Raw genomic sequence first — 14,965 nt, 5'->3', positions numbered from 1 at the left:
GTTAGGCGAAGCCGTCCAAAAACAAACCCCAACGACCACCACCCCAAGAATGGAATTTACCGTTGAACAAATTGCTCTGATGCTAAATGGAGAAGTAAAAGGAGATAAAAGCCTTAAAGTTAACCAATTAGCCAAAATTGAAGATGGAACTGAAGGCAGTATTTCCTTCTTAGCAAATCTTAAATATGAGCATTTTTTATATACTACTCAGGCAACTGCTGTAATTGTTGATAAAACATTTGAGCCCAAAAAAGGATATTCTCCTACTTTAATCTTAGTTGAAAATGCCTATTCTGCCTTTACTACACTTCTTCAAGAATACCAAAAATTCATCGCAAATCAGAAAAAAGGAATAGAACAGCCCTCATTCATCAGTAGTTCGGCTACTATCGGTGAAGGCGAATATATTGGTGCTTTTAGCTATATTGCTGATAATTGTAAAATTGGTAAAAACGTAAAGATTTATCCCCACGTAACGGTTTTAGAAGCAAGTATTATTGGTGATAATTGCACACTATATTCTGGTGTGAAAATCTATCCAAATACTCGTATCGGCAATCATTGTACTATTCATGCCAATGCAGTAGTTGGCGCAGATGGTTTTGGTTTTGCTCCGCAAGCAGACGGTACTTATCAAACAATTCCCCAATTAGGAAATGTAATATTAGAAGATTACGTAAGTATTGGCGCAAATTCTACCATTGACCGTGCCACAATCGGTTCGACCATTCTAAGAGAAGGTGTAAAAGTTGATAACTTGGTTCAAATTGCACACAATGTAGAAATCGGGAAAAATACAGTAATTGCTGCTTTAACAGGTGTTGCTGGTTCAGCAAAAATTGGAGCGAACTGTATGATTGGCGGACAAGTTGGTATTAATGGACACATCTCTGTTCCTAATAAAACCATCGTAATGGGGCAATCAGGTGTTTCTAAAGCTCCTAGTAAAGAAGGAATGATTTTAAGCGGAACTCCAGCCACAGAAAATATAGACTACTTGAAAACACAGGCTCTTATTCGTAAACTCCCTGCTACAGAAAAACGATTGAGAGAATTAGAAAATAAGTTAAAAAGCAATGAATAACAAACAGCATACCATCAAGAAATCGGTTACGATGTCAGGTGTTGGTTTACACACAGGTGTTGTAGCCAATATGACATTTTTGCCAGCTCCTACCAATCATGGATACAAATTTCAAAGAATAGATTTACCGAATCAGCCTATTGCTGATGCTGATGTAGATCACGTTGTTGATGTTTCAAGAGGAACAACCATCGAACATAACGGAGCTAGAATCAATACCGTAGAACATGTATTAGCGGCAATGGTAGGCTGTCAGGTTGATAATGTTTTGATACAATTAGATGGACCAGAACCGCCAATTATGGATGGAAGTTCTATCAAATTTGTAGAAGCTATTTTGGATGCTGGTTTAGAAGAACAAGAGGCACATCGTAAATTCTTTGAAATTCCTTCTGAAATAAGATATAAAGATGCTGAAAGAGGTGTTGAATTAGCGGCTTTGCCATTAAACGACTACCGCTTAACAGCTATGGTTGACTATAATTCTAAATTCTTAACAAGTCAACACGCTAATTTAACTGCCATTAGTCAGTTTAATGAAAGCTTTGCTAAATGCCGTACTTTCTGTTTTGTACATGAATTAGAAGCTTTATACAAAGCAGATTTAATCAAAGGTGGTGATTTATCAAATGCCATCGTCATTGCCGACCGTGATTATTCTGAAGAAGAACTTAACCATTTAGCTATGGTTTTAGGCAAACCAAAAGTAAGTGTTTCTAAAGAAAAAGGTATTCTTAATAATTTAGAATTGTATTACAATAATGAAATGGCTCGCCATAAATTATTGGATATGGTTGGTGATTTAGCTTTAGTGGGTCGCCCTATCAAAGCACAAATCTTAGCCGCTCGTCCGGGTCATGCTGCCAATGTTGAATTAGCCAAGAAAATCAAAAAGTTGATGTTGGAAACTGAGAAAAACAAAGTACCTCAGTACGATCCAAAGCAACCACCAATCTTTACTTTCGAGAGAATCTATCAATTACTTCCTCATCGTTATCCATTTCAAATGGTTGATAAAATCATTTATTTGGACGACCAAAGTGTAGTTGGTATCAAGAATGTAACCATGAATGAAAATTATTTCATGGGTCATTTCCCTAACAATCCTGTAATGCCGGGCGTTATGCAAGTAGAAGCAATGGCACAAACAGGTGGTATTCTTGTACTTAGCTCTGTTCCAGACCCAGAAAACTACTGGCCATATTTGGTAGGTATCGAAAACTGTCGCTTTAGAAAGAGTGTAGTACCGGGTGATACTGTCATTTTCAAATGTGATTTATTGGCTCCTATCAGAAGAGGTATCGCCAAAATGCACGGTGTTGCTTATGTAGGCGGGCAAGTAGTTTGTGAAGCTGACATGACAGCAAGCTTAGTAAGAAAGAGTTAATTATTACGAATAACTATTCGTTGTTATCAATAAAAAATATGACACAACCCTTAGCGTACATACATCCCGACGCCAAACTTGCTCAGAATGTGGTCGTAGAACCTTTTACGGTGATTCATCAAAATGTGGAAATTGGTGAAGGTAGCTGGATTGGCTCAAACGTAACGATTTTCCCTGGTGCAAGAATTGGTAAAAATTGTCGTATTTTTCCGGGTGCCGTAATATCTGCTATTCCACAAGATTTAAAGTTTCAAGGCGAAGAAACCCTTGCCATCGTAGGTGATAACACTACAATTCGTGAATGTGTAACCCTCAACAGAGGTACTGTTGATAAGTATAAAACACAAATTGGTAAAAATTGCTTAATCATGGCTTATTGCCATATTGCTCATGATTGTATCATCGGCGACAATGTAATTATTGCCAATAACGTACAAATGGCTGGACACGTAGAAGTGGGAGATTTCGCTCGTTTTGGCGGTACTGCTGCTGTTCATCAGTTTGTAAAAATCGGAAAACATGTGATGATTTCAGGTGGAGCTTTGGTTAGAAAAGACATTCCTCCTTATACAAAATCTGCTCGTGAGCCACTTGGTTATGTAGGTATTAACTCGGTTGGACTAAGAAGAAGTGGTTTTTCGGAAGAACAAATCTCGCAAATACAGGAAGCATACAGGTATATTTATTTGAAAAACTTAAATACTACTGATGCTTTAACGCAAATTGAAATCAATCTTCCTGCTTCTTCTGAACGTGATGAAATTGTAAACTTCATCCGTAACTCTGAAAGAGGTATCATGAAAGGTCTTTCTTAATATTTTTGAAAAGGTTGATAATAAACAAATTATACATTTATTATCAACCTTTTTTATTTAATCAGCACAAGTAAATTGCATATCATCACTCAAAATCTTGGTAAAAAATTCAGAAATGAATGGATTTTCAGAAACGTAAATCTGACCTTTCATGCTGGAAATTCCTATACTTTTACGGGTGCGAATGGTAGTGGAAAATCTACTTTACTTCAAGTACTTTCGGGCTTTATGCCCCATAGCGAAGGAACGGTTAGTTTTCAAGATGGCGATAAAACCCTTGAAGTCGATAGTTTCTATCAACACATTAGCATTACTGCTCCTTACTTAGAACTTATCGAAGACTTCACTTTAAGCGAGCTTCTAGCCTTTCATATCAAGTTCAAACCATTAAGAGACGGACTTAGCATCAGTCAATTCATTGATTTTATAGAATTACCGCAGGCTAAAAACAAAGAGATAAAGTATTTTTCGTCTGGAATGAAGCAAAGGGTAAAACTAGGGCTCTCTTTCTTGTCTGACTGCGAGATTCTTATGCTTGATGAACCAACTTCTAATCTTGATAACAACGCTAGTAACTGGTACTTAAAGAATGTACAAGAATACTCCAAGCAACGTTTGTTATTCATCTGCTCTAATCAACCTGCTGAATATGAATTCTGTAGTAACATTTACAGTATTCATGATTTTAAACCCTGATTTAGTTTTCGACTCCCCAATTTTCTTCTCGACAAGTATTATCTACCTAATACTCTTAGCTGAATCCTCTCCTCCTCTTGCAATTATATCATTGCCAAGCCTATATTTCTAAATGCCACATCAATAAATCTAATCGCCAAGTTCCTAATTTTAAATGCCACACCAATAAATCTAAATACCATGCTCCTAATTCCAAATACCACACCAATAAATCTAAATACCAAGCTCCTAATTCTAAATGCCACACTAATAAATCCAAATGACAAGCTTCTAATTCTAAATGCCACATCAATAAATCCAATTGACAAAACTATTTTCTAAAACTATAAAGCCTATGATTGCTATTAACTGACAAATTTCACACAACAGCCTCTAAGTATTCATCATTATTTCCTTCAATCATAAAAAAAACAATGGATTAACAGTTTTCTTCTATCCAGTTGATTAAGAGTAGATTATAGTGGTGAAAATCAAGCTATATCAATACAATGGAATGCTATTTATAGTAACTTTGTTTAATCAAAAAAAGCTTAAGACAATGGCACGACCAATCTCAGAAACACCAGTCTTGACAGGTCAGGACGCAATAAGGTTTTTAGAAAAAACAAAAAATCCTAAAAAGGCAACAGCAGAAGAAAAAAAAGCTGTAGCAGATGCTTACCAAACATTTAAGTCAATGAGTAAAGACCCTAATATTTTTTAATGGAAATACAGTTTGTAAAACTTTCTACAACACATGAAATAAAACCTTTTGACTGTGAGGATTCAGATTTGAATGAGTTTCTTTTGGTAGATGCAAAACTTTATCAAAGTCAATTTCTTGCCGTTACTTACATGGGGGAAACATCAGATAGAACAGTCTTCTTTTTTAGTTTACTAAATGATAAAATTTCAGTCAAAGATTTAGAAAGTGGTAATCAGTGGAAAAAACGTTTTAAAGACCTAATGCCAGAAGGTAAAAGGTTTACCAGCTATCCAGCTATAAAAATAGGACGATTCGGAACTGATAAACACTTTAAGGGACAAGGTTTTGGAACATTAGCAATGAACGCAATAAAAGGTAAGTTTATAGAAAATGCTTCGACTGGTGCAAGATATTTAACCGTTGATGCCTACAAAAACTCTGTACCATTTTATGAAAAGAATGGTTTTATGTTTCTAACAAATCAGGATAAAGAAGAAGATACTCGTCAAATGTATTTCGACTTAATGAACTTTATTTAAGCAAGAAGAGGTTTAACAAGCCTCTTTTTTATCCTTTATGTTTCTGAAAATACCTCGCAATGTACCCTCTCTCTAAAAACAAAACCCCTAACATTTTAAATGCTAAGGGTTTGTTCTGATTATTTGTGGCCCCGGAAGGAATCGAACCTTCATCTTAGGTACCGGAAACCTACATTCTATCCATTGAACTACGGAGCCGAGAGCCTTGAATTGGATGGGCGCAAAATTACGAAAACTTCTCTAACTGCTTTACCAAAACCTCAAAATCTTTAGGATATGGCGCTTCTACTGCAATAACCTCTTCATTCAATAATTTAAAGGTCAAAGATCGAGAGTGAAGTGCTACTCTTTTCATCAAAGGCAATTCGTCGGTATCTTTTTTCAGATTAAATTTTCTTTTTAAATCAGATAAGTAAATAAACTCTCCGCCATACGTTGGGTCACAAACAATTGGTGCTTTCAAACACACCAAGTGAATCCTAATTTGGTGCATTCTGCCCGTTATAGGCATACATTCTACCAATGTGTGGTTACGATATACTTTGATGGTATTGAAGATTGTTTCTGCCTCTTTTCCCTTCTGGCGGTCAATCATTACTTGTGTTCCATCTCTTTTCTGAGCGATGGGCAAATAGACTGAAATCATTTCAAAGTCATGCGCACCATTTACTACAGCATGATAGCGTTTTTCTACCTGACGGTGCTCGAATTGCATAGCCAAATGTCGATATGCCGCTGGATTTTTGGCAATTGCTAAAGCACCAGAAGTTTCTTTATCCAAACGGTGAGCCAACTGGGCATCATCTGAATACTCTTTGGCCATTCGCAAAATACTCTGCGAATTATCAGCCTGACGTTCGTCTAATGAAGCAATGTATGGAGGTTTGTTGATAACAATATAATCGTCGTTCTCAAATATAATTAAGTCCTTGAAATTCAGTCGCATGGTAATCTTTTTGTCTTTAAGCCTGCAATTTACCAAAATAGTTTCACATTAGCTTATTCATTTTGTTGCTCGATTACCTTGATGAGTTGTAGCAAAGTAGCTTGGCGAGCCTCATCTGCTTCTGGATACTCCATCTCTAAAGCCTTGATATGATGTAAAATAATAGTACTGACAATCAATCGCATATTCTTTTTATCGTCTGCTGGCACAACATACCAAGGAGCATGTTTAGCAGCAGTTTGATTCACCACCTCTTCATAAGCCCCTTGGTAATCATTCCAAAACTCACGTTCTTTTACATCTCCCTCTTCAAATTTCCAGTTTTTAGTCGGGTCTTTTATGCGTTCAATCAAGCGTTCCGCCTGTACTTTTTTTGATACATTCAGAAAGAATTTTAACACCACCGTACCATTTCTATTCAAATATTTTTCATAATTACGAATATCTTCATAACGATGCTCCCATACTTTATCTAAATCTTTGGTAAATTCTATAGGAAGTTTTTCACTTTTTAATAAAATCTCGGGATGTACTTTTACCACCAATAGCTCTTCATAATACGAACGATTATGAAAAACCATTTTCCCCCTTTCAGGCATTTTTACCATATTTCGCCACATGAAATCATGGTCTAATTCCTCTTGAGTTGGTCTTTTAAAACTATGCACTGAAATCCCTGCTGGATTAATGCCAGAAAGTACCGCACGCACCGTTCCATCTTTCCCCGCCGCATCCGAAGCTTGAAAAATCATCAACATTGCATAACGGTTATCAGCATACATCAAACTTTGGCGTTTATCAATTACTTCTTTAATCTCCGCCATCATCAACTCATACTCCTCAGCTGATTCATAAAAATCTTTAACTTTGGTATCCGAGTTTTTGATTTTAAACTTCTTTTCACCGTTGTATTCAAAATCTTTGATGTCTATTTTCATGATTGTTTTGGGGGGAGAGTTAATATCTTGCTTTCGCCGTGGGCTGCGTCTTCACAGCCTACCACCAACACAAACGACAGCAATGTTTTTCAAACAGGATAAACTATACAATAAATGTCTTCAATATCTTTAAAGTTTATTCTATTCTCACTTTTCAATTCATCTAAACATTCATAAAAGAGTTCTTCATTTTTATAGAAATCATTGCTTACATATTGGAGAGATTCATATAAAATTCCAATTGTAACTTTTTTATAGTTTACTAATAGCCTGTCAATGATGGCATCTTTCATTTTCTTTTTTATAAGTATAGCTCTATCGTTGAACATATTTATTAAAATTATTTTACAATTAATGTCAGTTTCACTATTCATAAAACTGTGGGCTGTGAAGACACAGCCCACAGCGAATCTGTGAACACTTCTCACTCAAACCAACTCATCTTTCAAAAATCTAGCGGTATGGCTTCCTTTTACTTTTGCTACTTGCTCGGGTGTGCCTTCGGCAATGATTTGACCACCTTTTTGTCCCCCTTCTGGACCAACGTCTATGATATGGTCTGAGACTTTGATAACGTCTAAATTATGCTCGATAATCAACACGGTATTGCCTTTATCCGCCAAACGATCGAGTACTTCCATTAAAGCTTTTATATCTTGAAAATGTAAACCCGTAGTGGGTTCATCCAAAATATACATGGTTTTGCCTGTATCTCTTTTTGAAAGTTCTTCCGCTAATTTTACTCTTTGCGCTTCTCCTCCCGAAAGTGTTGTCGCTTGCTGACCAATTGTAATATATCCCAAACCTACTTCTTTCAACATTTGCACTTTTCGAGCAATTTTTGGCTGGTTTTCAAAGTATTCTACGGCTTGTTCTACCGTCATATCCAATACGTCCGCAATAGATTTTCCTTTGAAACGTACTTCTAAAGTCTCACGATTGAAACGTTTTCCTTTACAAGTTTCGCAAGCTACGTGTACATCTGGTAAAAATTCCATTTCGATTTTCTTCATGCCTGCTCCTTCACAATCTTCACAACGTCCGCCTTTTACGTTAAAACTAAAACGCCCGGCTTTGTAGCCTCTGATTTTTGATTCAGGTAGTTCAGCAAAAAGTGTGCGAATGTCAGTAAACATTCCTGTATAAGTAGCGGGATTTGAACGTGGCGTTCTACCAATTGGTGACTGGTCAACTTCAATTACTTTATCCAAATGCTCTAAACCTTCTACCGATTTATGAGGCATTGGTTCACGTTTAGCATTGAAAAAATGACGATTCAAAATCGGGTACATGGTATCGTGAATCAAAGAAGATTTCCCCGAACCACTTACTCCCGTTACCGAAATCATTTTCCCAAGTGGTAATTTCAGCGTAACATTTTTTAAATTATTTCCAGTTGCTCCTTTGATGGTCAAGAAATTGCCATTGCCTTTTCTGCGCTGTTTGGGTACTTCTATCCCAATTTCACCGCTCAAGAATTTAGCTGTTGTTGAATTATTCTTTAAAAATTCTTCGGGCGTTCCTTGTCCAACAATCGAGCCACCATGACGACCCGCTCCTGGTCCAATATCCACCACATAATCAGAAGCCAACATCATGTCTTTATCGTGTTCAACGACTAAAATTGAATTGCCTAAATCTCGCAAATCTTTCAAGGCTTGAATCAATTTTACGTTGTCTCGCTGATGCAAACCAATGCTTGGCTCGTCCATGATGTACAAAACGTTGGTCAATTGCGTACCGATTTGCGTTGCCAAACGAATACGTTGTGCTTCGCCACCCGACAAAGTTCTTAGTGAACGATTCAGCGTTAAGTACTCCAATCCAATGCCCGTTAGGAAACCAATTCTTTTTCTGATTTCTTTCAAAATCTCTTTCGCAATCACATTTTGGCGTTCGTTCATGCGGTTTTCTAAACCTACAAACCACTCCGCCAATTCAGCAATGTCTAATTCTGCTAATTGGGCAATATTTTTTTTATCAATCTTGAAATGAAGAGATTCTTTTTTCAAACGTAATCCTTTACAATCTGGACAAGTATTCACGACCATAAAGTCTTTCAACCACTCTTGTATTTTCTCTGAACCTGTTTCTTGCTGACGTTTCAAGAAAACAATAATGCCTTCGTATTTGGTATTCCAGTCTGTTCCTTCGTATTTTTTAGAGGGGACTGGCACAGGTTCGTCTGTTCCATACAACATGATTTTGATGGCTTCTTCTGGAAACTTTTCTAAGGGAGTCGTCAAATTTACTTTGTATGGTTTTAGCAATACCTCTAATTGCTTGAAAATCCACATATCACGGTACTCGCCTAAAGGTGCAATTGCTCCTTTGCTAATACTGAGGGTTTTATCTGGCAGGATAGATTCTTCCGTAATTTCTTCCACTTTTCCTAAACCTTGGCAACTCGGACACCAGCCATAAGGCGAGTTGAAAGAGAAATTATTTGGCGAAGGTTCGTCGTAAGAAATTCCTGAAATTGGGTCCATCAAGTACTTTGAAAAATTACGTACTTCTCCTTTTTCATCACGAGTCATCATCAAACCTTTTCCTTGATTCAAGGCTGTTTGAACAGATTGCGACAAACGAAAACGTTCTTCGGTTTTTACGATAATTCTATCAACAACAATTTCAATATCGTGAATTTTGAAACGGTCGAGTTGCATTTTTGGCTGAATGTCCATCACTACACCATCCACTCTTACTTTGGTATAACCCAATTTGGCAATTTGCACAAAGAGTTCACGGTAATGTCCTTTTCTACCTTTCACGACTGGAGCGAGCAAAATCAATTTCTGATTTTGATAATCTTGCAGGATTACTTCAATGATTTGGTCGATAGACTGCTTTATCATTCTTTCGCCCGTTACGTAGCTAAATGCCTCCGCTGCACGAGCAAACAATAAACGCATGAAATCGTAAATTTCAGTAACCGTACCAACCGTAGAGCGAGGGTTTTTTGAAGTAGTTTTTTGTTCAATAGAAATTACGGGCGAAAGTCCATTGATTTTATCCACATCGGGGCGTTCCATATTCCCCAAAAAGCTACGAGCATAAGCCGAAAAGCTTTCCATGTAACGACGCTGCCCTTCGGCATAAATGGTATCAAAAGCTAAAGATGACTTTCCAGAGCCAGAAATTCCAGTGAAGACTACAAGTTTATTGCGAGGAATGATTAAATCAATATTTTTAAGGTTATGTTCTCTTGCACCGAGAATCTCAATTTGTTCGTAACCTGTAATATCAGATTTTGTATGATTGGGCATGGATAAATTTCAAGTTTGTGAGTAAGCAAATGAAACAGTCTTCATTTTAACAACAAAGTATCTTATAAAGTTACCAAAAAAGACCGCTATTCAATAAAGATTATTGCTTGGTTTTATGAATAAAAGAAGAATTAGTTATGGCAGATTATTACCAAAACTACAATTTTAAAGAGATGTCCAGCTATTCTGTATCTACATTATTTTTCACCAAAACCTTATCCAACTTAGCGCCATCCATGTCGATAATTTCAAAAATCAAGTTTTGCCAAACGATGGTATCGCCTTGCTGTGGGATTTGTCCAAGCTCGTTCAAAAGTAAGCCTGCCAAAGTATTAAAAGGATATTCACTGATGTATTCGCTCAATTCAAAATATTGAAGAAAATCGGCTAAAGGATATTGTCCATCGACTAACCAAGTACCATCTGCACGCTGGTCGAGGCGATAACCTTCGTGGTCGAAATCTGAAACATTTCCTACCAAAGCTTCCAGCAAATCATTCAGCGTAACAATTCCTTGCGTTTGTCCGTATTCGTCAATCACGATGCCGTAATGAACTCTACTATCTTTAAAACGTTGCAAAGCCTGATAAGCCGAAGCCGTTTCCATAATAAACTGTGGCGCTTGTAAGTAAGATTGTAAATTAAAATCTGCCTGACTAAGTGGTAAAAACAAGTCTTTCAGCCTAGCAATGCCAATAATGTGGTCTTTGTCTTTATCATAAACAGGATAAAGTGAATGCAGTTCTTCGCTAATTACTTCAACAATTTTCTCGACAGAATACGATGCTTTGATAAAAACCAAATCATTGCGGTGCGTCATCAAAGACGAAACTTTTCTATCGCCCAAGCTAAAAACTCTGCCTACAATATCTTGTTCTATTTCATGTACTTCACCGCTATCTGCCCCTTCTTGAACAATCGCCTTAATCTCTTCTTCAGTTACTTTACTATCGGTAGAAGGTTTGATATTCAGAATTTTAATCAGTAAATCAGAAGAAAAAGTAAGCAACCATACAAAAGGAGAAGTAAGTGTAGATAACATATTCATCGGACGAGCAACGGCTTTGGCGATAAATTCTGGATTGGTTAATCCGATTCGTTTCGGCACTAATTCACCAAAAACTAAAGAAAAATAAGTAATTAACAACACCACAATCGCAACTGCGATGCTATGCTGATAAGGTACAAGTAAAGCAAAGCGAGCTACAAAAGCTTCAATATCATTAGTTACTTTTTCGCCACTGTAAATACCTGTTAAAATACCAATTAAAGTAATGCCGATTTGTACAGTAGAAAAAAACTTATTAGGGTCGTTGGCAATTTCTAAAGCGATTTTCGCATTGTTATCTCCTTTTTTGGCAGAAGCATCCAAGCGAGCTTTTCGTGAGGAAACCAATGCTATTTCGGACATCGAAAAAATACCATTGATTAATATTAAAACAAATATGATGAAGAGTTCCATAATTTGGGAAAGTAGACTCAAGGCATGTCCTTCAAGACTACCTGTGGTATATATCTTTTAAAGTTAAAGATTAAAAGACAAATTTATATGGAATGTGGTAAATATTGGTTGATTCCTTTTATCAAATACTTATACTTCGTAAGATAAATTCCCTGAACAAGTATAAAACCTGTAAAAATTAATAAGGCTTGAAAACATAAAGTTCCCAAGCCTTCTTTCGTATTAAAAATCTCAATTTTACTTCTCTGGCAATAAAATTACTTTAATCTGATTGTCAGCAAAGTATTTTTTGGCTGCCGTTTTGGTACTTTCTACCGTTACTTTTTTCAAGGCTTCTTCTTCTTTCAAAATGTATTTTACATCATCGCCTTCTTGGTATTGAGATTGTAAATAATTTACCCAAAAACCATTGTCACGCAATTGTGTTTCTGTTTGGCGTTTAGTTTCTGCTTTGAATTTATCAATATCCGTTTGTTCAGCACCTTTGTCTTTTACTTTTTGAATTTCAGCCAAAGTACGGTTTACCAATTTTTCTACATTCTCTGGCGCACAACCAAAAGCAATGCGGAAAGTATAACGTTTCGCTGGAATTTTAGCAGTACTTCCACTAACACCAACACCATAAACACCTGATTCTTCTTCTCTGAGAGTTTCAATCAATTTAATTTCTAATACTTCCGATAAAGCTTCTACTTGTGTTTCACTTTCTGTTGTACCGTCAAAATCACCAGCCCAAACCAATGTTACTCTTGCTTTTGGTTCTGTGCCTTTGTAAACTGTTTTTTCAATTTTCCCTTTAGGTGAACGAATTCCTAAATCTTTATACGTTTCCTTGCGCTTGGTTGATGGCAAAGCACCTAAGTATTTTTCAAGTAAAGGTTTAATTTCGTCATTTTTGAAATTTCCGACAAAGAAGAATGTGAAATCGGAAGCATCAGCAAAGCGTTCTTTATAAATTTGGAAAGCACGATTAGCATCAATTTTTTCCATTCTTTCGCTCGTCATTGGTAAATTTCTTGGCGCATAATTACTTAAAATAGCATTGAGCGAATCACCATATACTTTTTCTGGTGTCAAAGTTTTTTGCTGACTAATCAAATTGTCACGTTGATTTGCTAAAAAGCCTTTCACTACATCGGCATCAAAACGTGGTTGTGTGAAGTAACTGTACAACATTTGTAAAGCCGTTTCAAAATCTTTTGGACTACTTGAACCTGTGATATTTTCACTTATTCCTGTAATATATGGACTAATTCTCGCTACTTTCCCCGTCATCATTTTACGAAGATTTACAGTTGAGAATTCTCCCAAACCACTAATCGAAGCAATTGTAGAGGCTACTCTTGCATTGTCAGCATCTTTGTCTCCGTACAAATTAGTTCCGCCAAAACTATAACCGCCAATCAAGATTTCATCATTTTTAAAATCTGTTGGTTTCAAAACAGCTTTTACACCATTCGCAAAAGTAAACTCTGTAAGCCCTACTTCTGGAATTTGTTTGGTAGCAATTACTTTAGAACCTGTTGGTAATTTCGCAATCAAAGGTTTATCAACGGTTTGGTCAACATAAGCTGTTACGTCTTTTCCAGTTCCATTCAACCATTCTCTGATTTGTGCTTCTGTAGGCAAAGTGGCTTTGTCTTTTTCTGGAGCCATCAAAATCACCGCACGATTATCTTCTGTAATCAATAAATTACCTAAAGCATTTACTTCTTCAAGCTTTACGCCTTCTAAATATTGCTTAGTAAATTCATAGCTAAATTCTGTTGAAGTAAGGTTTTCATCTTCCAAGAAAGCTCCCACCAAACCTTCAATCAATCCTTCCGAATCAGTTTTGTCTTTTTCTTTGAAAGCTTGTTCTTGTCCAACCATATATTGTGTTTTAGCTCTTTGTAATTCAGAAGCAGTAAACCCAAATTTCTTCGCACGAGCTACTTCTTCTAAAATCGCCTTTAAGCCTTTTTCAACATTTCCACCTTTTGCTACAACCACCGAATTGAAAGCATCCAAATTACCTAAGAAACCACCGTAACCCGCATAACCAAATTGAAAAGGAGGATCAGCTTTTTGAGTAAGCTCTTGAATACGAGCCGAAAGCATTTGATTGAACAATGAACGAACCATTCCATCACGACGGTCTTGATAAGTAACGTCTTTGCGTTTTTCTTGTTTGTGCATAATCTGCACAATCGTATTAGGCTGTTCTGGGTCAGTAATGATGGCTACGTCTGTTCCGCCAGTAAGCTCAATTCTATATTTTGTTCTTGGCTTTTCGTTGGCAGGATTCTGAATACCGCTAAATTTTTCAATAATCATTTTCTCGACCATCGCTACATCTACATCACCCACTACAGCAACGGCTTCTAAATTTGGTCGATAAAAATCTTGATGAAATTGTTTTAAAACATCGTATTTGAAATTCTTCAAGATGTCATCTTTCCCAATCGGCAAGCGTTTGGCGTATTGCGAATTTTTAAGAATAATCGGGAAAAACTTATCACGCATACGTGCTTGCGCTCCTTTTCCAGTACGTGATTCTTCCAAAACTACTCCTCTTTCTTTATCAATTTCTGACGCTTCAAGCGTAGCATTATGTGCCCAATCTTCCAAAATTTGCATTCCTTTTTTGAATACTTCGATAGAATCTGTCGGAACGGGCAACATATAAACCGTTTCATCGAAACCAGTATAAGCATTCAAATCTGCTCCAAAACGAACACCCGATTTTTGAAGAAAATTAACTAATTCATTCTTCGGGAAATTTTTCGTTCCGTTAAAATTCATGTGTTCCATGAAGTGCGCCAAGCCTTGTTGTTCGTCATTTTCCAAAATAGAACCCGCTTTTACCATTAAACGCAATTGAGCCCTATTTTTAGGTTCAGCGTTTTTCATGATATAATACTTAAGTCCATTTGGAAGGATTCCTGTTTTTACTTTAGGATCCATTGGTAGAAGTTTTTTGCTCAAATCTTCTTGAGCCATCACCGAAAAGCCTGAGATAAAACTCAGCACAACCACGGCAATAAGGGTAGTAACTTTTTTCATGATAAAGAGGACTCTCTGACCCCACCGAGAGGAAGTTTGTTTAAGTTTGTTGTATCTTGGGGTTATGCTATTGCAGATACAAAAGTAGATTGAATAAATAAA

13 protein-coding genes and 1 tRNA gene are annotated in these 14,965 nt (G+C 36.6%); 6 read left to right on the top strand and 8 right to left on the bottom strand.

Annotation, left to right across the window (positions count from 1 at the left end):
- The first annotated feature begins 49 nt into the window (after nucleotides 1-49).
- The 4 genes from lpxD to ABID42_RS13705 all read left to right on the top strand — a co-directional run bounded on the left by lpxD (nucleotide 50) and on the right by ABID42_RS13705 (nucleotide 3,982).
- On the top strand, nucleotides 50-1,084 hold the full coding sequence (lpxD, locus tag ABID42_RS13720) for a UDP-3-O-(3-hydroxymyristoyl)glucosamine N-acyltransferase (protein ID WP_367284162.1): 1,035 nt from the start codon (nucleotides 50-52) through the stop codon (nucleotides 1,082-1,084).
- Nucleotides 1,077-2,471: a bifunctional UDP-3-O-[3-hydroxymyristoyl] N-acetylglucosamine deacetylase/3-hydroxyacyl-ACP dehydratase gene (locus ABID42_RS13715; protein WP_367284128.1), complete on the top strand. Its 1,395-nt coding sequence runs from the start codon at nucleotides 1,077-1,079 to the stop codon at nucleotides 2,469-2,471. The genes lpxD and ABID42_RS13715 overlap by 8 nt, the downstream gene beginning before the upstream one ends.
- Before the next feature lie 38 nt (nucleotides 2,472-2,509).
- On the top strand, nucleotides 2,510-3,286 hold the full coding sequence (lpxA, locus tag ABID42_RS13710; RefSeq protein WP_323260429.1) for an acyl-ACP--UDP-N-acetylglucosamine O-acyltransferase: 777 nt from the start codon (nucleotides 2,510-2,512) through the stop codon (nucleotides 3,284-3,286).
- 75 nt (nucleotides 3,287-3,361) lie between these two features.
- Nucleotides 3,362-3,982 (top strand): ABC transporter ATP-binding protein, encoded by a 621-nt coding sequence (locus ABID42_RS13705; RefSeq protein WP_367284127.1) that lies wholly within the window; start codon nucleotides 3,362-3,364, stop codon nucleotides 3,980-3,982.
- A 100-nt stretch (nucleotides 3,983-4,082) separates the two neighbouring features.
- On the opposite strand, the gene ABID42_RS13700 is transcribed toward ABID42_RS13705, so the two are convergent.
- A complete protein-coding gene (locus ABID42_RS13700; RefSeq protein WP_367284126.1) occupies nucleotides 4,083-4,271 on the bottom strand; it encodes a hypothetical protein in 189 nt (62 codons plus the stop codon).
- A 249-nt stretch (nucleotides 4,272-4,520) separates the two neighbouring features.
- Here ABID42_RS13700 and ABID42_RS13695 point away from each other — a divergent pair, with 249 nt between their 5' ends.
- Together ABID42_RS13695 and ABID42_RS13690 are read left to right on the top strand one after the other, a co-directional pair.
- Nucleotides 4,521-4,685: a hypothetical protein gene (locus ABID42_RS13695; RefSeq protein ID WP_367284125.1), complete on the top strand. Its 165-nt coding sequence runs from the start codon at nucleotides 4,521-4,523 to the stop codon at nucleotides 4,683-4,685.
- On the top strand, nucleotides 4,685-5,206 hold the full coding sequence (locus ABID42_RS13690; RefSeq protein ID WP_367284124.1) for a GNAT family N-acetyltransferase: 522 nt from the start codon (nucleotides 4,685-4,687) through the stop codon (nucleotides 5,204-5,206). Before ABID42_RS13695 ends, ABID42_RS13690 begins: the two co-directional genes overlap by 1 nt.
- Before the next feature lie 126 nt (nucleotides 5,207-5,332).
- Here ABID42_RS13690 and ABID42_RS13685 read toward each other — a convergent pair.
- The 7 genes from ABID42_RS13685 to ABID42_RS13655 all read right to left on the bottom strand — a co-directional run bounded on the left by ABID42_RS13685 (nucleotide 5,333) and on the right by ABID42_RS13655 (nucleotide 14,863).
- A tRNA-Arg gene (locus tag ABID42_RS13685) sits at nucleotides 5,333-5,404 on the bottom strand.
- A gap of 28 nt (nucleotides 5,405-5,432) precedes the next feature.
- Complete coding sequence (locus ABID42_RS13680) at nucleotides 5,433-6,152, bottom strand: RluA family pseudouridine synthase (RefSeq protein ID WP_367284123.1); 720 nt, start codon at nucleotides 6,150-6,152, stop codon at nucleotides 5,433-5,435.
- A 53-nt stretch (nucleotides 6,153-6,205) separates the two neighbouring features.
- Nucleotides 6,206-7,090 carry a PPK2 family polyphosphate kinase gene (locus ABID42_RS13675; RefSeq protein WP_367284122.1) on the bottom strand — a complete coding sequence of 295 codons (885 nt, stop codon included), beginning with the start codon at nucleotides 7,088-7,090 and terminating at the stop codon, nucleotides 6,206-6,208.
- An 89-nt stretch (nucleotides 7,091-7,179) separates the two neighbouring features.
- Complete coding sequence (locus ABID42_RS13670) at nucleotides 7,180-7,464, bottom strand: hypothetical protein (protein ID WP_367284121.1); 285 nt, start codon at nucleotides 7,462-7,464, stop codon at nucleotides 7,180-7,182.
- A 54-nt stretch (nucleotides 7,465-7,518) separates the two neighbouring features.
- The gene (gene uvrA, locus ABID42_RS13665) at nucleotides 7,519-10,356 is read right to left on the bottom strand and encodes an excinuclease ABC subunit UvrA (RefSeq protein WP_367284120.1); all 2,838 of its coding nucleotides are present in this window, start codon (nucleotides 10,354-10,356) and stop codon (nucleotides 7,519-7,521) included.
- Nucleotides 10,357-10,537: 181 nt separating this feature from the next.
- Nucleotides 10,538-11,818, bottom strand: coding sequence for a hemolysin family protein (locus tag ABID42_RS13660; RefSeq protein ID WP_367284119.1), 1,281 nt, complete (start codon nucleotides 11,816-11,818; stop codon nucleotides 10,538-10,540).
- A gap of 237 nt (nucleotides 11,819-12,055) precedes the next feature.
- Entirely contained in the window at nucleotides 12,056-14,863 is a 2,808-nt protein-coding gene (locus ABID42_RS13655; RefSeq protein ID WP_367284118.1) for a M16 family metallopeptidase, read from the bottom strand.
- Between the last annotated feature and the right edge of the window lie 102 nt (nucleotides 14,864-14,965).

This window comes from Arcicella rosea, from assembly GCF_040543805.1.
Classification (GTDB): Bacteria; Bacteroidota; Bacteroidia; order Cytophagales; family Spirosomataceae; genus Arcicella; species Arcicella rosea.
The sequence above is the reverse complement of the archived record's forward strand: the minus strand, read 5'-3'. Positions and strand labels throughout refer to the sequence as shown.

Excerpts from the sequence above, each read along its gene's own strand:
- lpxD (WP_367284162.1), top strand. The coding sequence starts at position 50 with ATGGAATTTACCGTTGAACAAATTGCTCTGATGCTAAATGGAGAAGTA.
- ABID42_RS13715 (WP_367284128.1), top strand. The coding sequence starts at position 1,077 with ATGAATAACAAACAGCATACCATCAAGAAATCGGTTACGATGTCAGGT.
- lpxA (WP_323260429.1), top strand. The coding sequence starts at position 2,510 with ATGACACAACCCTTAGCGTACATACATCCCGACGCCAAACTTGCTCAG.
- ABID42_RS13700 (WP_367284126.1), bottom strand. The coding sequence starts at position 4,271 with ATGTGGCATTTAGAATTAGAAGCTTGTCATTTGGATTTATTAGTGTGG.
- ABID42_RS13695 (WP_367284125.1), top strand. The coding sequence starts at position 4,521 with ATGGCACGACCAATCTCAGAAACACCAGTCTTGACAGGTCAGGACGCA.
- ABID42_RS13690 (WP_367284124.1), top strand. The coding sequence starts at position 4,685 with ATGGAAATACAGTTTGTAAAACTTTCTACAACACATGAAATAAAACCT.
- ABID42_RS13680 (WP_367284123.1), bottom strand. The coding sequence starts at position 6,152 with ATGCGACTGAATTTCAAGGACTTAATTATATTTGAGAACGACGATTAT.
- ABID42_RS13675 (WP_367284122.1), bottom strand. The coding sequence starts at position 7,090 with ATGAAAATAGACATCAAAGATTTTGAATACAACGGTGAAAAGAAGTTT.
- ABID42_RS13670 (WP_367284121.1), bottom strand. The coding sequence starts at position 7,464 with ATGAATAGTGAAACTGACATTAATTGTAAAATAATTTTAATAAATATG.
- uvrA (WP_367284120.1), bottom strand. The coding sequence starts at position 10,356 with ATGCCCAATCATACAAAATCTGATATTACAGGTTACGAACAAATTGAG.
- ABID42_RS13660 (WP_367284119.1), bottom strand. The coding sequence starts at position 11,818 with ATGGAACTCTTCATCATATTTGTTTTAATATTAATCAATGGTATTTTT.
- ABID42_RS13655 (WP_367284118.1), bottom strand. The coding sequence starts at position 14,863 with ATGAAAAAAGTTACTACCCTTATTGCCGTGGTTGTGCTGAGTTTTATC.